This window comes from Novacetimonas sp. GS1 (assembly GCF_036686925.1).
In the GTDB taxonomy this organism is placed as follows: domain Bacteria; phylum Pseudomonadota; class Alphaproteobacteria; order Acetobacterales; family Acetobacteraceae; genus Novacetimonas; species Novacetimonas hansenii.
Genome location: NZ_VSZP01000001.1, coordinates 47,299 through 67,303 on the forward strand (window position 1 = coordinate 47,299; position 20,005 = coordinate 67,303).

18 protein-coding genes, 1 tRNA gene, 1 other RNA gene and 2 pseudogenes are annotated in these 20,005 nt (G+C 60.8%); 12 read left to right on the top strand and 10 right to left on the bottom strand.

What is annotated here, in order from left to right:
• Positions 1–4: 4 nt before the first annotated feature.
• Complete coding sequence (rplM, locus tag FYB92_RS00325; protein WP_003617376.1) at positions 5–487, bottom strand: 50S ribosomal protein L13; 483 nt, start codon at positions 485–487, stop codon at positions 5–7.
• A 186-nt stretch (positions 488–673) separates the two neighbouring features.
• Between rplM and FYB92_RS00330 the strand changes: the two genes are divergently transcribed.
• Complete coding sequence (locus FYB92_RS00330) at positions 674–2,050, top strand: hypothetical protein (protein WP_003617372.1); 1,377 nt, start codon at positions 674–676, stop codon at positions 2,048–2,050.
• Between the two features lie 13 nt (positions 2,051–2,063).
• A complete protein-coding gene (locus FYB92_RS00335) occupies positions 2,064–2,939 on the top strand; it encodes an NADH-ubiquinone oxidoreductase (protein ID WP_332828013.1) in 876 nt (291 codons plus the stop codon).
• A 190-nt stretch (positions 2,940–3,129) separates the two neighbouring features.
• Here FYB92_RS00335 and FYB92_RS00340 read toward each other — a convergent pair.
• A tRNA-His gene (locus FYB92_RS00340) sits at positions 3,130–3,205 on the bottom strand.
• Positions 3,206–3,303: 98 nt separating this feature from the next.
• On the bottom strand, positions 3,304–4,479 hold the full coding sequence (locus FYB92_RS00345) for an aminotransferase (protein WP_075632558.1): 1,176 nt from the start codon (positions 4,477–4,479) through the stop codon (positions 3,304–3,306).
• A gap of 201 nt (positions 4,480–4,680) precedes the next feature.
• Here FYB92_RS00345 and FYB92_RS00350 point away from each other — a divergent pair, with 201 nt between their 5' ends.
• From FYB92_RS00350 to FYB92_RS00375, 6 genes and pseudogenes are all read left to right on the top strand, one after another.
• Positions 4,681–5,019, top strand: coding sequence for a P-II family nitrogen regulator (locus tag FYB92_RS00350; RefSeq protein WP_003617366.1), 339 nt, complete (start codon positions 4,681–4,683; stop codon positions 5,017–5,019).
• Positions 5,020–5,146: 127 nt separating this feature from the next.
• The gene (gene glnA, locus FYB92_RS00355) at positions 5,147–6,607 is read left to right on the top strand and encodes a type I glutamate--ammonia ligase (protein WP_003617364.1); all 1,461 of its coding nucleotides are present in this window, start codon (positions 5,147–5,149) and stop codon (positions 6,605–6,607) included.
• 812 nt (positions 6,608–7,419) lie between these two features.
• Positions 7,420–8,443: pseudogene (locus FYB92_RS00360) on the top strand (NAD(P)H-quinone oxidoreductase).
• 20 nt (positions 8,444–8,463) lie between these two features.
• Positions 8,464–9,255 (top strand): alpha/beta fold hydrolase, encoded by a 792-nt coding sequence (locus FYB92_RS00365; protein WP_040511335.1) that lies wholly within the window; start codon positions 8,464–8,466, stop codon positions 9,253–9,255.
• A gap of 160 nt (positions 9,256–9,415) precedes the next feature.
• Complete coding sequence (locus FYB92_RS00370) at positions 9,416–10,570, top strand: energy transducer TonB (RefSeq protein WP_003617360.1); 1,155 nt, start codon at positions 9,416–9,418, stop codon at positions 10,568–10,570.
• 499 nt (positions 10,571–11,069) lie between these two features.
• Positions 11,070–12,552, top strand: a pseudogene (locus FYB92_RS00375) (AMP nucleosidase).
• Between the two features lie 389 nt (positions 12,553–12,941).
• On the opposite strand, the gene FYB92_RS00380 reads toward FYB92_RS00375, so the two are convergent.
• The 5 genes from FYB92_RS00380 to FYB92_RS00400 form a co-directional block, all read right to left on the bottom strand.
• Positions 12,942–13,757: a TIGR00282 family metallophosphoesterase gene (locus FYB92_RS00380; protein WP_003617356.1), complete on the bottom strand. Its 816-nt coding sequence runs from the start codon at positions 13,755–13,757 to the stop codon at positions 12,942–12,944.
• A 20-nt stretch (positions 13,758–13,777) separates the two neighbouring features.
• Entirely contained in the window at positions 13,778–14,392 is a 615-nt protein-coding gene (locus FYB92_RS00385; RefSeq protein WP_003617354.1) for a 5-formyltetrahydrofolate cyclo-ligase, read from the bottom strand.
• A 6-nt stretch (positions 14,393–14,398) separates the two neighbouring features.
• Positions 14,399–14,558: non-coding RNA, 6S RNA (gene ssrS / locus FYB92_RS00390), on the bottom strand.
• 9 nt (positions 14,559–14,567) lie between these two features.
• On the bottom strand, positions 14,568–14,909 hold the full coding sequence (locus tag FYB92_RS00395; protein WP_040511332.1) for a cell division protein ZapA: 342 nt from the start codon (positions 14,907–14,909) through the stop codon (positions 14,568–14,570).
• 2 nt (positions 14,910–14,911) lie between these two features.
• Positions 14,912–15,220 (bottom strand): hypothetical protein, encoded by a 309-nt coding sequence (locus FYB92_RS00400; protein ID WP_003617351.1) that lies wholly within the window; start codon positions 15,218–15,220, stop codon positions 14,912–14,914.
• Between the two features lie 63 nt (positions 15,221–15,283).
• Here FYB92_RS00400 and FYB92_RS00405 point away from each other — a divergent pair, with 63 nt between their 5' ends.
• Both FYB92_RS00405 and thiE read left to right on the top strand, forming a co-directional pair.
• Positions 15,284–15,736 (top strand): hypothetical protein, encoded by a 453-nt coding sequence (locus FYB92_RS00405; protein WP_062808509.1) that lies wholly within the window; start codon positions 15,284–15,286, stop codon positions 15,734–15,736.
• 183 nt (positions 15,737–15,919) lie between these two features.
• A complete protein-coding gene (gene thiE, locus FYB92_RS00410) occupies positions 15,920–16,561 on the top strand; it encodes a thiamine phosphate synthase (protein ID WP_075625244.1) in 642 nt (213 codons plus the stop codon).
• A 261-nt stretch (positions 16,562–16,822) separates the two neighbouring features.
• Here the strand turns inward: thiE and FYB92_RS00415 are convergent, their stop codons facing one another.
• On the bottom strand, positions 16,823–17,014 hold the full coding sequence (locus tag FYB92_RS00415) for a hypothetical protein (protein WP_175575197.1): 192 nt from the start codon (positions 17,012–17,014) through the stop codon (positions 16,823–16,825).
• Positions 17,011–18,030 (bottom strand): EF-P lysine aminoacylase EpmA, encoded by a 1,020-nt coding sequence (gene epmA / locus FYB92_RS00420; protein WP_003617340.1) that lies wholly within the window; start codon positions 18,028–18,030, stop codon positions 17,011–17,013. The genes FYB92_RS00415 and epmA overlap by 4 nt, the downstream gene beginning before the upstream one ends.
• A gap of 211 nt (positions 18,031–18,241) precedes the next feature.
• On the opposite strand from epmA, the gene FYB92_RS00425 reads away from it, so the two are divergent.
• Together FYB92_RS00425 and efp are read left to right on the top strand one after the other, a co-directional pair.
• Entirely contained in the window at positions 18,242–19,297 is a 1,056-nt protein-coding gene (locus FYB92_RS00425; RefSeq protein ID WP_075625243.1) for a lysine-2,3-aminomutase-like protein, read from the top strand.
• A gap of 83 nt (positions 19,298–19,380) precedes the next feature.
• On the top strand, positions 19,381–19,947 hold the full coding sequence (gene efp, locus FYB92_RS00430; RefSeq protein ID WP_003617336.1) for an elongation factor P: 567 nt from the start codon (positions 19,381–19,383) through the stop codon (positions 19,945–19,947).
• Positions 19,948–20,005 lie beyond the last annotated feature (58 nt).

Here is a 20,005-nt window from a genome sequence, read left to right on the forward strand (position 1 = left end):
GTGATCAGGCCCCGTTCTGGTGGCTGGAGACGGAATTCTTGCGGTTCAGCGCCGCAACGTCGAGAACCTGCGGCTTCTGGCCATCATGCGGATGCTCGCTGCCTGCATAGACATACAGATGCTTCATCTGCGCGCGCTGCAGCGGGCCACGGGTGATCATGCGCTCGACAGCCTTGCGCACGACATGGCCGGGATTCTTGCCCTCAAGGCGCTGGGTGATCGTGCGCTGCTTGATCCCACCCGGATAACCGGTGTGATAATGGAACAGCTTCTGCGCCACCTTGTTGCCAGTCAGGCGAACCTTCTCGGCGTTGATGATGACGATGTTGTCGCCACAATCAACATGCGGGGTGAACTGCGGCTTGTGCTTGCCGCGCAGGCGCTGCGCGACAATGGCGGCCAGCCGGCCCAGGACCAGGCCTTCGGCGTCGATCAGGGTCCAGCCCCGTGTCACCTCGGCAGGTTTCAGGGAAAGTGTGGTCTTCATGGATTCAGTGTTCCGTCTTGATATGAGCGGTAACGGGTGGCGCGTTATCATCGGATGCGATGCGAACGTCAAGAGGACAATGCCATTTTTCCGCACTTTCCCGGAGAAAATCGCCTTGTGGTAATATGATACCACAATATTTGCCACCAGAAGATTGCCCCGCCCCCTGTGAATGATATAGCTGACATGCAAGAGATCACTGTGGACACCGCACTCGTGAAGAAAATATTTCCCGCCTTACCGATGGTTGCACTTGTCCTTGTGGTGGGTGGCTGGGGCCTCCATCACTTTGCCCAGCGCAGGCTGGAGGCCGGCATCGCCGATTTCCGCGCCGCCATCGGACCGGACGCCAGCTTCAGCTATGCCACGGCAAAGCCACGCACCCTTGCACGCGGGGCCCGTTTTACCGCCGTTACCTACCACAATCCCGCCATGACGCTTACCGCCGCGAGCGTGCGGCTCGGCGGGATGAAGGGGAACAATGTACAAGGCGAAAAGATCGGCCGCGTGATCCTGCAGAAGGTGCAGGTCATGGCATGGGGCAACACATTTTCCCTTGATGAAGTGGACCTGTCGGACCTGACGCTGCCCAACGGTGCGCGACCTGCCGGTGACACACCACAGTCACTGGGCTTCGATTCGCTGGTTCTGGGCGAAGGGGACTTCACCAACCTGCACATTGCCGCCCCTGCGACACAGACGGACATGACGGTTGCCCACATGCGGGTCAGCGATTACGGGCTGGGGCTGGCATCGCACCTTGTCCTTGATCACCTTGCGACGCAGATCAACCTGACCCCCACCCGACGCATCACGGTGGACCACATGCAGCTTGATGGCCCGGACTTCGCCGGACAGGTCGCAAGCCTGACGCAGTCGGGACACCTGATCCATGAAACCCATCCCTATACGCTGACGCTGACGAAAGGCGCGATCGACAGTTCCCACCCCCTGTTGCAGGTGGACAAGCTGGTATCCTCGCGCACCTCTACCGAGGTAGAGGACAAGATGGATACGCGCCTGACCAACCTTGCGGTCTGGTCCACCGGCACCGACAGTTCGTCGCTGCTCAATGCGTTCGGCTATGACCATTTCATGGGGAATGTCCATGTCGTCAGCGCGGGCGACCGCACGGCGGGGCATCTGCGGCTGGAACCCCTGTCGGTGGAGTCGCCGGACATGGGCAACCTGACGGTGATTGCGGAACTGGACCAGATCCCCTTTGACGACATGACGGTCATTCCGGAAACGGCGCGCGTCGTCTCCGCCGCCATCACGTGGGACGACCGTTCGCTTGCCGGGCATGTGATCGAAAGCCTTGCGCGGAGCCGGAACGTGCCGGTGGATGAGTACCGCCGGACGCTGCTGTCCGGTCTGGCCGCGTCGGACGATGCCTCCATGCGCGCACTGGGCCGCTTCTTGCAGTCCCCTGCCGACCATCCGCTGCAACTTGCGCTGCGGCCGATGAAGCCGGTGAACCTGATGATGATCGGCATTGCCATCTCGATGGCCAGCGATCCATCCATCGCCGCCCCGCTGGGGCTGACGATTTCCACACCATAAACGCGCCTGCCTGATGCCCACGCCCCCGGCACCTGATACCCCCGTCCATGTGATCGGGGCATCGGGCCGCTCGGGCCGCGCCCTGTGCGCGGCACTGGTGCGGGCGGGTATCGCCTATGTGCCACTGGTGCGCGATCTCGCACGGTGGCGCGCAACTGGCCTGCCGGGGGTGGCGCGGTGCATCGACCTCACATCCCCTGCCGCCGACATTGCATGCGCACTGCACGATGCCCGGCGTATCGTATCAACCGCGCATGCACGACATGTCGGGGCCATCCTGGCCGCCGCCCCACCAGCCGCATCCCTGGTCTGCCTGGGCAGCACGCGCATGTTCACACGCTGGCCCGATGCACATGGCATGGGTGTCGCACGGGGGCAGCAGGCGTTGCTGTCTTCCGGCCGTAACGGCGTGATTTTACACCCCACGATGATTTACGGGGCACAGGGCGAAAACAATATCCGCCGCCTGCTGGGACTGATCCGGCGGCTGCCGGTCCTGCCGCTGCCATCGGGCGGTCGCGCACTGGTGCAACCCATTTTCCAAGATGACGTGACGCGCGCGCTCATGGCCGCGCTGGCGCGCGACTGGCATGGGGGACATGCGCTGGTGATCGCGGGGGGGCAGGCCGTTGCGTACCGCGACCTTGTCGCGCTGGTGGCGCGCCATGCGGGCCTGCGGCGGCGTCCTGTCCTTGGCATACCCGCACCGGTGCTGATGGGAATGTGCCACGTGGCGGCGCGCCTGCCCGGCCTGCCGCATGTCACCCCGGCGGAAATCCGTCGCCTGACAGAGGACAAGGCGTTCGACATCACCCCCATGCGTGTGGCGCTGGGCTTTACACCACGCACCCTGGACGAGGGATTGCGCCAGTTTCTTGGCGCATCATGAGGACGCAATATTTCAAGAGAGCGTTTGAAAACAACTCATTGATAAAAAACAGGAAAAGTTTTTGGGTGCCGCCTTTTTTTGCACAAAGACGGCGTCTTCTGAAGCTTTTTGAAAAAAGCTTCACCAAAAACTTTTATGATTTCAGGATGCTATCAAGCCTGAATTTTCAAACAGTCTCTAAGGGAAATGATGGGGCGAATGACGGGGCTCGAACCCGCGACATCCAAGACCACAACCTGGCGCTCTACCAACTGAGCTACATCCGCCGCAACGAGGGGTGATTTAGAGGCTCTGATGCGGCGCGTCAATAACCCTTTTTACGCCATGTTGCGTTTCGGGGGGCGCTGCTCCCCCCGGTTACGCCTCATCCCTGCAATTCCCCCACCCCACGCAGCCGCCGCACGGCTTCGGAGATGACTTCGGGCCGCTTGCAGAACGCAAAGCGCACAAGTGTCCGCGGCCCCGGCGCGCTGTCGGGATCATAAAAGGCGGAAACGGGAATGCCCGTCACGCCCAGCCTGCGCGTCATCGCCTGACAGAAGGCGACATCATCCCCGGCAAAGCCCAGCGGGGCGAAATCAGCAATCACGAAATAGCTGCCATCGCAGGGCAGGACATCGAATCCGGCATCCCGCAGGCCACGGACCAGCATATCGCGCGACCGACGCATGCTTTCAGAGAGCTGGAGGAAATATGCGCCATCCTTTTCCAGCCCGACCGCCACGGCACGTTGCAGGTTCGGCGCAACGGTAAAGGTCAGGAGCTGGTGCGCCTTTGCCACCAATGCCGCAAGCGGGGCGGGCGCGGTCACATACCCGACCTTCCATCCCGTCATGGAAAAACTCTTGCCCGCGCTGCCGATACGGATGGTCCGCGCCTTCATCCCCGGCAGGGACATCAGCGCGACATGACGCACCGGTGCAAAGGTCAGGTGTTCGTACACCTCGTCACACACGGCATAGACATCGTGGCGCGTCATAAGATCGGCAATGAATTCCAGTTCCGCACGCGTAAAGACCTTGCCGGTCGGGTTCATCGGGGTGTTGAGCAAGATGGCCTTGGTACGCGGGCCGACCGCCGCCGCCAGTTCCGCACGCGGCACGGACCAGTCCGGGGGCAGCAGGCGCACGGGGCGCACAACCGCACCCAGCATCCGTAACACCGGCAGATAGGTATCATAAAGCGGTTCGAAGACGACGACCTCGTCACCCGGATTGACCAATGCCATCAGCGATGCGGTGATCGCCTCCGTCGCGCCACATGTCACCACAACCTCGGTCGCGGGATCGACCTCGATTCCACAAAAACGCAGGTTGGCAGACGCCACCGCCGTGCGCAGTTCCGGCACCCCCGCCAGCGGCGGATACTGGTTGCGGCCATCGCGCAGGGCGGCGGCTGCGACATCGACCAGATCCGCCGGCCCCTCGGTATCGGGGAACCCCTGCCCGAGATTGACGGCATCATGTTCAACAGCCAGTGCCGACATGACGGAAAAAATAGTCGTCGGCAACGCCGACAGCATCGCATTTGCGGGTTTCATACCTGCCATCCTGTCCATAATGCGGCAATGACTGACGCCAAGGTTGTGATTTTTGCAATACCATCCGATTGCCTGAAATCCCAACCCGTGCAAACCTGTAGACGAAAAGAACCTGGCACGGCATCTGCGTCCGTTCCCGCAGGAATACGATCCGGTACCGGAATGCCGCCGGTCCGCAAGACTGGAGATTGACGACGCGGCATGAAAAAGATCGAGGCCATCATAAAACCCTTCAAGCTTGATGAGGTGAAGGAAGCCCTTCACGAAATCGGCCTGATGGGGATCACCGTGACCGAAGCCAAGGGTTTCGGCCGGCAGAAAGGTCATACCGAACTGTATCGTGGTGCCGAATACATCGTCGATTTCCTTCCGAAAGTGAAACTGGAAATCGTGTGCTCGAACGATCTGGCGGATCGCGCGATTGATGCCATCATCGCCGCGGCACGCACGGGCCGCATCGGCGATGGCAAGATTTTCGTCTCCCCCGTCGAGGACGTGATCCGTATCCGTACAGGCGAACATGGCGAGGATGCTGTCTGACACGTCCGTGCCGGTGCCGTTACGCGCAACGGCACGGCCCCCTCGACACAGGCATCCCTTTTTCGTAACCGTTTCGGTGTCCGCATCATTTCTTGCGGGACCGTTCACCATAGGCAGGTAGAGAACAATGCCAAAAAAAGCATCGGGTACCCCTTCTTCCCCGACCTCCGACGTTTCGGCTGAAGCAGTCGCCAAGGTCTTCAGCCTGATCAAGGAAAACGCTGTCGAGATGGTGGACCTGCGTTTCACCGATCCGCGCGGCAAGTGGCATCACACCACCCAGTATGTCACCACCATCGAGGAAGATACCTTCCGCGAAGGGTTCATGTTCGACGGTTCGTCCATCGCGGGATGGAAGGCCATCAACGAAAGCGACATGATCCTGCTGCCCGACCCGACGACGGCGGTCATGGACCCGTTCTCGGCCAAGCCGCAACTGATCCTGATCTGCGACATCGTGGAACCCTCCACCGGGCAGTTCTATAACCGCGACCCGCGCGCGACGGCAAAGCTGGCGGAACAGTACCTGAAGTCCACCGGCCTGGGCGATACGGCGTTCTTCGGCCCCGAAGCCGAATTCTTCATCTTCGACAGCGTGCGCTTCGGCACCGGCCCGAACTATGGCAAGTACGAGCTTGAAAGCATCGAAGGCCCCGACGCGTCGCTCAAGGACTATCCCGAAGGCAACATGGGCCACCGCCCGGGTGTCAAGGGCGGGTATTTCCCGGTTGCCCCGGTGGACAGCGAAGGCGACCTGCGCGCCGAAATGCTGACCACGATGGGCGAAATGGGCCTGCCGATCGAAAAGCACCACCACGAAGTCGCACAGTCACAGCATGAGCTGGGCACCAAGTTCGACACGCTGGTCCGTTCGGCCGACTTCATGCAGATCTACAAGTACTGCGTGCATAACGTCGCCCATTCCTATGGCAAGACGGCAACATTCATGCCGAAGCCGATCTATGGCGACAACGGTTCGGGCATGCATGTCCACCAGTCGATCTGGAAAGCAGGCAAGCCGACCTTTGCTGGCAATGGTTATGCCGACCTGTCGGACGAGGCGCTGTACTATATCGGCGGCATCATCAAGCACGCCAAGGCGCTCAATGCGTTCACGAACCCGTCCACCAATTCCTACAAGCGCCTGATCCCCGGCTTCGAAGCCCCTGTGCTGCTGGCCTATTCCGCGCGTAACCGTTCGGCATCGTGCCGCATCCCGTATGCGACCAGCCCGAAGGCCAAGCGCGTCGAGGTCCGCTTCCCCGATCCGACCGCGAATCCCTATCTTGCGTTCGCGGCCATGCTGATGGCGGGCATCGACGGCATCAAGAACAAGATCCATCCGGGCGACGCGATGGACAAGGACCTGTATGACCTCCCCCCCGAGGAACTGAAGCAGATCCCGACTGTTGCCGGTTCGCTGCGTGATGCGCTCAAGGCACTGGAAGAAGACCACGAATTCCTTCTGGCCGGTGGCGTGTTCACCAAGGACCAGATCGAAAGCTATTGCACGATCAAGTGGGAAGAAGTGTTCAAGTTCGAACACACCCCGCACCCGGCCGAGTTCGAGATGTACTACTCGGTCTGATGGCCATACGGCGCGCACCTGCCGCGACGTGATGCAAAAGGCGTCGGGATCACACGATCCCGGCGCCTTTTTTCATGCGCACCATTGGGAATCGCTGCGAACCGCTGGATGCGACACTGAGAGAGTGTTTGAAAACAAATCCTTGATAAAAAACAGGAAAAGTTTTCGGGTGCCGCCTTTTGATCGAAAAAGGCGGCGTCTTCTGAAGCTTTTTAGAAAAAGCTTCACCAAAAACCTTTATAATTTCAGTGCGTTATCGCGCCTGACTTTTCAAACAGTCTCTGAGGTTTCCAGATATCGTCTTTGCCACAGCTCGCCTGTATTCGGAAAACCGGTGCTCCTCGAAGCTGTTTGAAAAAATCTTCACAGAAATTGTATTATTTTCAGTATGTTATCTGAAATAACATCCTGCCCCCCTGTTGTCAGGGACAGATCATGGTTCCCAAGGGGCAATATCCTCTGGCGGGTTTCCGGGCAGAGCACTGAGACACACCATCAGCACGCCCTTTGCCGAAGGCCCCATCCTGAACATCGCTGCCCCCTGCACCCCTGCACGAACCCACCTGCGGACACAGCGTTATGCGTCACACAGAACGACACGGCCAAAATGGGGGCATTCACCCTGCACGCGGACATGTCATCGGGCGGGGGCGTGATCGGGGCATGATACCGGCGCACGATATGCTATCCCCCGCAGGGATATTCCCCGATGGCTGCCGTGCGGATGCACATCCCTGTTGCGCCCGTTTCAGACCAGGCTGTCACCGGGGTGCGTTTCCTGCCATGCGTACGATACGGACGAAAGGACGACCATGAACCCCACCCTTCCGGTCATGATGCAGGCCGTCACCTATGCCGAACCCGGCCCCCCCCGATGTCATGGCAATCAGCGAGGTGCCCACCCCTACGCCCGGCAGGGGCGAAGTGCTGGTGCGTGTCATGGCCGCCGGTGTCAACCGTCCCGACATCATGCAACGCAAGGGGCTGTATCCCCCACCCCCAGGGGCAAGCCCGCTGCTGGGGCTGGAGATTGCGGGCGAAGTCATCGCCCATGGCCCCGGCATTGCCGATGACGCCTTTCCCGCCATTGGCGCACGCGTCTGTGCCCTGTCCAACGGGGGTGGGTACGCGCAGTACTGCGTGGTGCCAGCCGGACAGTGCCTGCCATGGCCGGTGGGGTTTGATGCACTCCACGCCGCCGCCCTGCCGGAAACATTCTTCACCGTCTGGTCCAACCTGTTCATGACCGCGCATCTGCGCGCAGGCGATCGGGTGCTGGTCCATGGCGGCAGCAGTGGCATCGGCACCGTGGCCATACAGCTTGTGCGTCAGATGGGGGGCATTCCCTATGTCACGGCAGGCACAGCGGCAAAGTGCGAATTATGCACCACCATCGGGGCCGAGGCGGCCATAAATTATCATGAGGACGATTTCGTCGCCCGTATCGCTGAACTGACTGACGGGCGTGGGGTGGATATCATCCTTGATATGGTCGGGGGCGTCTATCTTGAACGCAACCTGCGCTGCCTTGCACCGGATGGGCGACTGGTCATCATTGCGTTACAGGGCGGCGCACGGGCGGAAAATGTGGGGCTGGCCCGTATCATGACGCGGCGGCTGGTGGTGACGGGCACGACACTGCGTCCACGCGATACGGCGTATAAGGCGGAAATCGCACGGCAATTGCACCAGCATGCGTGGCCACTTCTGGAAAAAAAGACCATCTGCCCGCTGATCCACGCCACCTTCCCCTTTGCGCAGGTCGTGGATGCCCATAAGCTGATGGAAAATGGAACGCATTCCGGGAAAATCATCCTGAATCTCCAGACCTCTTGAACCAGGACAAGGTAATCGCGGTGCTACTGAATGTGATTGAACGCGGTCCGGAGGAAGCATCGGGACAGGATGCGGGGCGACCGCCGGTCGTTCTGCTGCACGGACTGTTCGGACGGGCACGCAACCTTGGTTTTTTCCAGCGCAGGCTGGCGCGCACGCGCCGCACGCTGGCGATCGACCTGCGCAATCATGGCGAAAGCCCGCACGGGGCGATGGATTACAATACGATGTCGGCCGACCTGCTGGAAACACTGGCCCATCATAATGCGCTGCCCGCGACGCTGGTGGGTCATTCCATGGGGGGCAAGGTCGCGATGACGCTGGCGCTGATGCGGCCGGGAATGGTCCACAGCCTGCTTGTCGCGGATATCCCACCCGCGCGTACCGGCCATGGGCAGTTCGGGCTTGGCGAACAGATGCTGCATGTCGCCTTCCCGCCCTTCCTGAATCGTGCCGGGGCGGACCTGTTGTTGCAGCATTACATTCCCAACGCCGATGTCCGTGCGCTGATGCTGCAAAACATCCGCGTGGGCGAAAACCCGGGCTGGTCTATCGGGCTGCGTGACATCGTGGACTCGATGCCCAATGTCGAAAGCTGGCCCTATATCCCCGAAGGCTACAGCTATCCTGGGCCGACGCTGTTCCTCGCGGGGGAGAATTCGCCCTATATCCGCCCAGAACATTTCATGACGATGCGCAGACTGTTCCCGAATTACCGCCTGGAACTGATTGAGAAAGCCGGACACTGGCTGCATGTCGAAAATCCCGGACGCTTTGCCGAACTGCTCGAAAATTTTGTCGGATCGTATTGATTGAAAAGCCACCAATGGCGCGCGATGTGCGGCATCGCTCTTGACATCGTGACCTGTCCCCGCAGTTATGCTGACAAGCTGGGACAGGTCATGGCACGATAGTGACGGCCACCTGTCGTTGCGACCATGACATCCCCAAGGCGGAGAAACGCGCCCTTTCATGACGGTGACACTCAGTCCTTCTTCCCGGTACCGCCATGCCGTGGAACCCGTACTGATCCCGCGCGGGGACGGATCGGACCGTCCTGCCGCCCCGCCGCCTGCCGCGCCGTCCCGTCCGAACAGCCGCGAAAATGAACGCCTTGAATCACGTGAGATCGTCCCGCGTCCGACGGGCTATCGCAACCTTCATCCTGTCACGTCCGGCCTGATCCGCCCCGATACGCTTGAAGAACCGGGGGCGGTCAAGGCCTCGGCCGTATCCGCGATGCTGCATGCGGCCTTGCTGGCGGCAATCATCATCAGCTCAGCCCATCACAACCCGCATGGCGATCCGTCCTCCTCCTCTGAATCCCCACAGGTGGAAATGGTATTTTCCCCCCCTTCCTCCAGCGGGATGGAGGGACAATCCTCGCCCGACATGGCGGGGGGTGCGGACGCACCAAAGCAGGAAAGCCAGCACAGCGCATCCGAAAGTGCCACAGCCGCCAAGGACCAGAGCGAGGATTCGTCCCCCGCGCCAAACATCCCGACGCCAGAGACCCCATCTTCGCCACCGCTGACGCAGGCGCCATCCGACCTGTCCGTGCCCCAGTCGCAGGAGCAAAAGCAGTTCAATCCCGGCATGCAGAGTCCTGGCCATTCCAGCCATCCGGCACCGCAGCCACGCCATCAGTCCGCCAGCAAGTCGCATTCATCGCTGCATTCGCCCATGGACCTGTCATTCGCACCATCACCATTGCCACACCGCACCCGCCATGGCCGCGCGGGCGGTTCGGGATCGCCCATCGACCTGTCCGTCGGCCCACTGGTCAGCAACGGAAGGATCAATGCCCCGTACTCCACCAATACGCAGATCCATGGCGTAAGCGACGATTACGCCTCTGAACTCGACCAGTGGATACGCAGCCATATGTACTATCCCGAAGACGCCGCCCGCGCGGGCGAGGAAGGGCCGTCATCGGTGCATGTGGTGCTGGATCGCAATGGACAGGTGGCGAAAGTACGCCTGACGGGGCAGTCAGGATCGTACTATCTTGATGCCGCAACCACGGGGATGTTCCGCAATGCGCAGCTTCCCCCTGTGCCACCGGATATGTCGGGCGACCATTTCGATATCGACCTGACGATCAATTATATCCTGATTCGCCATTAAGAGACTGTTTGAAAAGTCAGGATAGATAACATACTGAAATTATAAGGGTTTTTTGGTGAAGCTTTTTCCAAAAAGCTTCAGAAGACGCCGCCTTTTTCGATCGAAAGGCGGCACCCAAAAACTTCTCTTTTTTATCAATAACTTGTTTTCAAACACTCTCTAACCGACTGTTTTCAGGGATAATTTCATCGGGGACGTCTTGAAAGGACAGAACCGGCAACCTGCTGGATTCATGAAATTTCCTGACGACGCTTTATCCCCCCGAATTTCGAAAGACAGCATCTTTTTAAAAAGCACACATCCCAAGAGTTTTTTCCATTCCTTCCCAACCGGGCATTTCCGAACAGCGTGCCAAAGATAAAAGCCCTTGGTGAAACGGCCCCCAGCACGCCCCCCCCCCTTTCAAAACGGCGATACCCAATAGGGCATGTTCCCCTCCGGCCTGCATGCCTGCGCGTTAGTTGATTGTTTTTTCCGTCCTCTTCATAGTTTCCATAAGATGGAAGGGAAAAACGCCGCCATGACGCCCACGACGATGCGCCTGCTTGACGAAGTCGGAACCGATTTCGAAAGCTTTGACAACGCGGACGCCGCCGTTGCACGGATTACCGAACTGTATGATGCGGCGGCGCAATTGCTGCGCGATGCTTTTGCCGCGCGCGATACCAGCCACCTTGCGCAAGGGGTTTACCCCTATCTCGCCTTTGCGCAGGAAGGGGGGCTGTCGGCCGACATGCCGCGCCCGCCCTTTGATATCGTGCTTGAAAGCGGTTTTTATGGCACGACGCTGACACATCCCCACCTGTACCGCGCATACTGGCGCGAACAGATCGACATCCTGCTGCGCCATTATCACCAGCCCGTGCTGGTGGGGCGTTCACGGCGGCCCATCCCCCTGTCCTATGTCATGGAAGATGCCGTGACCTCCCTGACCGAAGGGGACATGGCCTGGCTGCAACAGCATTTCGCGCTGCCCGACCTGTGGATGACGGACGATTCGATCGCCAACTGTGAACAGGTGCCGCGTCCGGGCACACCGCGTCCGCTGGCGCTGTTCACCGCCGAACGCACCGATTATTCCCTGGCCCGGCTGCATCATTATACCGGCACCGCCCCCCGCCATTTCCAGCGTTTCATCCTGCTGACCAATTACCAGCGTTATGTGGACGCCTTTCGCGATTATGGACACGCACAGGTCGATTCAGGGGGGGAATATGACGCCTTTGTCGAACCCGGCGGCGTCACCCATCACAAGGGCGGCACACCTGACGCCCCCGGTGGCGCAGGCAGCCTGCCGCAGATGCCGGCCTATCACCTGTGTCGCCCGGATGGCGATGGCATCACGCTGGTCAATATCGGGGTCGGGCCGGCCAATGCGAAAACGATTACCGACCATCTGGCCGTACTACGCCCGCATTGCTGGCTGATGGTGGGCCATTGCGCCGGGCTGCGCCGGACACAGCGGTTGGGCGATTATGTGCTGGCGCATGGTTATCTGCGCGATGACAATGTACTGGACGAGGATCTGCCCCCATGGGTGCCCGTCCCCCCCCATAGCGGAAGTCCAGATGGCGTTGCAGGACGTGGCCGAACGGGTGACGGGCCTGCATGATGCGGAACTCAAGACCCGGCTGCGCACCGGCACGGTCATGACCACGGACAACCGCAACTGGGAACTCCGGCTCGAAGCACTGTTCACGCGCATCAACATGACACGGGCCATTGCGGTGGACATGGAATCAGCCACCATCGCGGCCAACGGTTTCCGTTTTCGCGTCCCCTATGGCACGCTTTTGTGCGTATCGGACAAACCCCTGCATGGGGAGGTGAAGCTGCGTGGCATGGCCAATGCCTTCTACCGCGAACGCGTGCGTCAGCACCTGATCGTGGGGATCGAAACCATGCGGCAATTGCGCGCACAGGGCGTCGACCGACTGCATTCGCGCAAGCTGCGTGGCTTTGACGAACCGGCCTTTCGTTAATGGATCCCCGTGCGGTTATCCTGCACCACCTTGGCAGCAATGACGCCGCCCCTTGCGCGCCCTGTCAGGGGGCTGCCTGAAATATGGGGTTCGCAAACGTCTGGACTCATAGAGAGTGTTTGAAAAACAGGAAAAGTTTTTGGGTGCCGCCTTTTGATCGAAAAAGGCGGCGTCTTTCGAAGCTTTTTGGAAAAAGCTTCACCAAAAACCTTTATGATTTCCGTATGTTATCGAGTCTGACTTTTCAAACAGCCTCATAAAGTTTTGGGGTGCATCTTTTGTCGAAAAGGCAACGGCTTTCAAAGCCCCGCGAAAAATCACACCCCAAACTTTTCCATTCCTTAATCGGTATGTTGTTTTCAAACACTCTCTAATATTTTTGTTTCGTATCAGAAATCCGGCATGGTCTGCGCCAGATGACCACCCAACCGCACCGGGGCCATCCGCCGCGCCAGACCGGTGGCGTCGTCGGTTTCCACCATCATGCCCGCGATGCTGGCGTCACCTTCTGCCGGTTGCAGGCGTTCGCCGGGCATCTTACGCACGAAACGTGCGATGGCGGCATCCTTGCCCATGCCGATCACACTGTCATAATCACCGCACATCCCCGCATCGGTCTGAAAGGCCGTGCCCTTGGGAAAGATACGATGGTCGGCCGTGGGCGTATGGGTATGGGTGCCGATCACCAGCGACACGCGACCGTCACAGACATGCCCCATGGCCCATTTCTCGCTCGTCGCCTCGGCATGGACATCGACAATGATGGCCTGCACCGTAACGCCAAGGCGATGACGCGACAGGATGTCCGACACGGCACGGAACGGGTCATCCATCGCATCCATGAACTGACGTCCCATGACGCTGATGACGAGTGCCTTGTGCCCGTTGACCAGTGGAACGACCACACTGCCCTGTCCCGGCGTGCCGGGGGGATAGTTGGCGGGACGGATGATGCGCGGTTCGGCGTCGATATGACCGATCATGTCCCGCCGGTCCCAACTATGGTTACCCAACGTGATGACATCCGCCCCGGCATTGAACAGGTCCTGTCCGATGGCGGGTGACAGGCCGAAGCCATGGCTGGCGTTTTCCCCGTTGACCACCACAAGGTCCAGCGACAGTTCGGCACGCAATCCCGGCAGGCGGCTGATGACCGCTTCGCGCCCGACGCGGCCCACGATATCGCCCAGAAACAGTATCCTCAAAAAATCTGACCTTCTTCCATTCAATCCCGCGCCGGTCCATCCACATGACCCGCGATGCACCTGATCCATTCACGATCCGTGACAATGCCCGACAGCGGCACATCATGCACGCCCATGGGGATCTGCGCGACCTCCTGCGCGGCGAGTCCATAACCGATCGCAACCGCATGGGGCAGGCGCGCCAGCGTGCGATCATAATATCCCCCACCATATCCCAGCCGCCCGCCCCGCCGGTCAAAGGCCAGCAGCGGCACAAACACCATGTCGGGCACATAGGCATGGCCATCGGGATGCCGTGTTGCAAACCGGCCATTGCACATCGTCACGCCCGGATGCCAGTGATGAAAGGAAAGAGGCTGCCCCCGAGGCGGCGTAAAGGGCAAAAGCACGCGGTACCCCCGCCCATGCAACACGCCGAACAGCGGACGCAGGTCAAGTTCACCGGGCAAGGGCCAGACCAGCGCGACAGCACTGCCGGGTGACAGGGTATCGACCCGTGCCGCGATCCCCGCCCGCAATGCCTGTTCCTGCGCCATGGTGGGGGATGCGCCTTCGCGCATCGCACGGCAGTGCTGGCGCAACCGGGCCTTGGCCCCCGCAAGTGCGGGGGGATCGGTATCGTGCGGTATCGTCATGAGAATTACGGAGCCACCATGACCGTTGGCCTTATCAGCCCTCCCGGACCTGCAGGTGCAGGTGGGTGCCAGGTAACGTGACCACGATCACGACAGTGCCAGCCCCCTTAGGAAGTGCTTATCGGCCCAGGGGTTGATTTTTGCCTGACGCATCCGGCAGCCCCGCACCTGCTATCTAGTCATGTTCGAGGGCGGCTGCAATATTTTCCGCACGTTCCACGAGATGTTCAAGCTGATCGCGACGGCGTTCGTTCTCGATCCTGGCCTGACGTCCCTGCGCAAGCTGGTGGGCGGTATCGGCGGACATCTTTTCCGCCGTCAGGTCATGGATCTCGTCCGCCATCAGCAACGCCGCCAGCGCAAGCAGCCGTCCTTCGCCACTATGCCCACCAATCGCACGGATACGGTCGATTCGACGCTCCACTTCCTGCGCCATGGCCTGCAGGTGCTGTTCCTGCCCCTCTTCACACCCGACGCTGTAGGAATAGCCGTTGATGCGTACTGTGACCTGTCCCATCGTCATTTGCCCTTTATGTCCGCAATCACGGTTGCCGCCCCCCCATCGGACAGCGCGTCGCGCACCCGTGCGATCAGGGCGTCAATATTCGCGGCCAACGCCTGCAGGTCGATCCCCGGATCGGTGGGCTGCGTCGTGGGGGACGGCACGGAACCAGCCGGCGGCCAGGTTCCTTCTTCGCGACATTCAATGGCAAAGGCGATACGCGTCAGCGCCTGTTCCAGCCGGTCGGCGGGATCGCGCGCCCCGTCATGCGCGGATACGGATGCTTCCCGCCCCGCCTGCGTTGTGTCAGTATTGGACACGTTCATCCTTCATAATTTCCTGCCCTGGTCCCTTGCAACAGATCGCCCGGTGACGTCTGAACGTCAAGCATGATCGCTAATCATGACAATTTTGCGTATCCGCGTCATTTCATCGTCATGTCCACGCATGACGAGGCCACGTTGCTGCGCGCCATCCTGAACGAAAGCGACATGCACGCCCCCCTCCCGGCATGCGCGCTACTGTCCCCTCCCGATGCGGGGTGTTTCATGGGGGTGGGATGGTGGCGGGCGCTGACGGCGCACATGCCCGTCCCTGCATTCCTGGACTGTGGCATGTCGGCGGGGCGCGCAGCCGAAGGGCTGCGTGCGGGACTGGCGGGGGTCATCATCGACCATGCCTGCACCCAGCATATGGCACTCGGCATACTGGCACAGGTGACGGGGGGATGGTGCCTGCGTGGACGGCCGGACGCGCATGTCATCACGGGGGATGACCCGGCGGGGGGCATACGGAACTACCTGCGCCACACCCCGCACAGCCGGTTTCCCCACAAGCCATAAATCGCCAGGATTTTTATAATACGCTCCTATCAAACGATAAAATCTGGCTCCTGATCTTTTCCCCGGACCGATGGCAGCTTTCGATTCTTTGCCTGAATGTGATTTTCATATCCCGGCCAAGGCGCGCCCAGAAACAGGGGGACTGTTCCCCACGGCGCATGTGCGCCATATGATCGGGCCACCATGACCGATTGCCAGCTCTATCTTGTGACGCCCGAGTCGCTCGACCCCACGCAATTCGCCCCCCTGCTCGCACGCGCGCTGGACGCCGGGCCTGTGGCTGCGGTGCAGCTACGGCTGAAGGACGTGCCAGACGACACGATCCGCCGCGCGATCGACGTGCTGCGCCCGACGGCGCATGAACGCGATGTGGCCTTCATCCTCAATGACCGGCCCGACCTTGCCCGCGATACCGGCTGTGATGGTGCGCATGTCGGCATAGATGACATGTCGGTGGAAGATGCACGCCGCATGCTGGGCGATGACCTGCAACTTGGGGTCTCGTGCTATGACAGTCGTGACATGGCCATGCATGCAGGCGAAGGCGGGGCGGATTACATCGCGTTCGGCGCGTTCTTTCCCTCCCCCTCCAAGGAAACCAGCGTGCGCGCAGGCACCGACCTGCTGGCATGGTGGAGTACGATGATGGAACTGCCTGTTGTCGCCATCGGGGGCATCACCCCCGAAAATTGCGGGCCTCTGGTACATGCCGGCGCTGATTTCCTGGCGGTCATCAGTGCGGTCTGGTCCCACCCCGATGGACCCGACGCAGGGGTGCGGGCGATGAACGCCGCAATGGACAGGGCAAGCGACGCGATCGACTGAAGCGCGTCGTGACGGGACATGCCACGACGCCCACAGCGCATTTGTACAGACAGGGTAAATAACCCACTGAAATAATATAACTTTCAGTGAAATTTCAAAAAGCCTTGCCTCAGGATACTGGCGCTTGGAGAGTGGTTGAAAACAACTCATTGGATAAAAAACAGGAAAAGTATTTGGGTGCCGCCTTTTGATCGAAAAAGGCGGCGTCTTCTGAAGCTTTTTGGAAAAAGCTTCACCAAAAACCTTTATGATTTCAGGATGTTATCGAGCCTGACTTTTCAAACAGCCTCTTGAAAAATCACTTATTTTCAATTCGTTATCAAAAATGCCCATGATGCCCGCAAAGGCTGCCCTTGGCGTCAGCACCATGACCTGAACCTTGATCCCTGCGGGAAAAGGCTTCACCGAAAATTTCATAGATTTCGGCCAGTTCCCACAATCTTTTACCTTCACTCCCCCGACAGCCAGAGCACGTCCTCAATCCGCCGCGTCCCCGCCGCGAGCATCACCAGACGGTCCAGCCCCAGCGCAATCCCCACACAGGATGGCATGTTCCCCACTGCCGCAAGGAACGCATGGTCCATTGGCCATGTCGCCTGCGGGTCATCGCCATACAGGTCGGCCCGCCGGGCGCGATCGGCCATAAAACGTGCCTCCTGCTCCACCGGGTCGGTCAGCTCCTCGAACGCATTGGCCAGTTCGATCCCATCGGCATACAGTTCGAAACGCAGCGCCACGCGCGGGTCCGCGGGATCACGCCGCGCCAGGGCCGCCTGACTGGCGGGCCAGTGGGTCAGGAAGGTCGGACATGTGCGCCCGATATGCGGCTCGATACGTTCCATCAGCAGGCGGAAAAACAGGTCTTCCCAGCTTTCCCCCGCACGCAGGTCACATCGCGCGGCCTGCGCAAGCGCAGTCGCGTCGTCGCCCGTCGCCAACAGATCAAGCCCGGCATACCGTGCAAAGGCATCGGCCATCGTCAGGCGTTCGAACGGGGGGGTCATTGCAACCCGTGATGCCGCACCCGGCAGGACCGGCGGCAAAATGGCGCGCAACAGGGCCTCGGTCTCATCCATCAGGTCCGACAGGCTGGCATGGGGGCGATACCATTCCAGCATCGTGAACTCATGCGCATGCAGGCGGCTGCCTTCCGCATTGCGCCAGACCCGGGCCATCTGGAACACCGGCAGGTGGGTTGCGGCCACGATACGCTTCATCGCGAATTCGGGACTGGTGTGCAAAAACAGCGGACGCACCGTCCCATCGGGGCGATGCTGCTCGGTGCGAAATACCTTAAGATGCACTTCCTCCCCCGGCGTCGGCACGGCATAGGGGGTTTCGACCTCCAGATACCCGCGTCCCTCAAAAAACGCACGCACACCGCGCACCACCAACCCACGCCGCCGCAACAGGGCAAGGCGTTCGGCAATACGGTCAGGATCGCCAGATCCGATACCCTTTCTGGACATGGGGGCACAAAACTCCGGTTGCAGGAACAAGCGGCGCGCAGTACAGCGCGGCAGTCTCCCCACTGGTCAACCCCTTTATGGCCCCTGCCTCTCGCAAAGCCGTTTTTGGTGAAGTTTTCTCCCAAGACGCTTTCGAAAAGCGGTGCATTCCTGAAAAAGTCGCCCCCCGGAAACTTTCCCAACCCTGATCCATCCGTTATGAGGCACCTCCATGCCAGACACCACACGCCCCGCCCCTGCGCGCACGTTACGCACCGTCCGCGACCTGGTGGAAGCAGGGCTGGTGTCGCAGGCCGCGCAACCCGCGCTGGAGGCTGTGGCGCGTGACTATGCCACCGCGATCCCCCCCGCCTTTGCCGCACTGATCGAACATCCCGATGACCCGATCGGGCTGCAGGTCATTCCCGACCCGGCGGAACTGCATACCACGACAGAGGAACGTTCCGACCCGATCGGCGATGACGCACTGTCACCCGTGCCGGGGATTGTGCATCGTTATGCCGACCGCGCACTGCTCAAACCACTGCTGATATGCCCGCTTTATTGCCGGTTCTGCTTCCGGCGCGAACATGTCGGCCCTGATGGCGGCGTGCTGGACGATGCGGCGCTGGAACGTGCGCTGGACTGGCTGCGCGCGCATCCGGCCATTGGCGAAGTGATCCTGAGCGGGGGCGACCCGATGATGCTGTCGCCCCGACGCATGGGCCACATCATCCGCGCGCTGGAGGCGATGCCCCACGTCCACACCATCCGCATCCATACCCGCGTGCCCGTGGCCGACCCCGAACGCGTGACGGCGGACATGATGGCCGCCCTCGACACCACATGCAGCCTGTGGATGGTCATACATGCCAACCATGCCCGCGAACTGACCCCCCAGGCACGCAAGGCCATCCGCCGCATGCAGGCGCAGGCCATCCCCGTCATCGCGCAATCCGTCCTGTTGCGCGGGGTCAATGACACGCCACAGGCGCTTGAGGACCTGCTGCGCGCCCTCGTCGCCGCACGGGTCAAGCCATATTACCTGCACCAGCTCGACCCCGCGCCCGGCACGTCACGCTTTCGCGTGCCCATTGCCGAGGGACAGCGCCTGCTGGCGGCCCTGCGCGGGCGTGTGACGGGGCTGGCATGGCCGACCTATGTGCTCGACATCCCCGGCGGGCATGGCAAGGTGCCGATCGGCCCGGGCTATCTCGACACGGTTGAGGGGATGGGCATGCAGGTGCGCGATCCACAGGGCAGGCCACATCGCGTGGAAGAAGGTTAGCGCGCAAACCTTGCCCTTCCGCGCCGGGGAAGGTAGAAGCCCATCCTTGCAAGACATTCCCACAAGTTCAGACAGAGACCCCAATGAAACAGCAGGCGAACCTGATCCGTGCCGGACAGGTCATCGAGCATGACGGCCGTCGCTGGACGGTCCTGAAGCAGCAGATCATCACTCCGGGCAAGGGCGGCGCCTTCATCCAGGTTGAGATGCGCGACCTCAAGACCGGCAACAAGACGAACGAACGCTGGCGCACGGCGGATACCGTCGAACGCCTGATGACCGAGGAAAAGGAATATACCTATTCCTATATGGACGGCGACAACATCGTCCTGATGGACCCGGAAACGTTCGAACAGTTGCTGCTGCCGCTTGACCTGCTTGGCGATCAGGCGCCGTTCCTGCAGGACAACATGACGCTGATCCTCAACCTTGTCGAAGGCGATCCGGTGGGCGTTGTCCTGCCCAGCCAGGTGACGCTTGAGGTCGTGGAGGCCGATCCCGTCGTCAAGGGCCAGACGGCAAGTTCGTCGTACAAGCCCGCGCGCCTGTCCAACGGCGTGAAGACGATGGTCCCCCCCTTCATCGAAGCGGGCGAAAAGATCGTGGTCCGCACCGAGGACAGCACCTACGTCGAACGGGCGAAGTCCTGATCCCCGCGCCGCCGCGACACCCACCCGGGTGTCGGCGGCCTGGCGCGTTCCCGTCCCC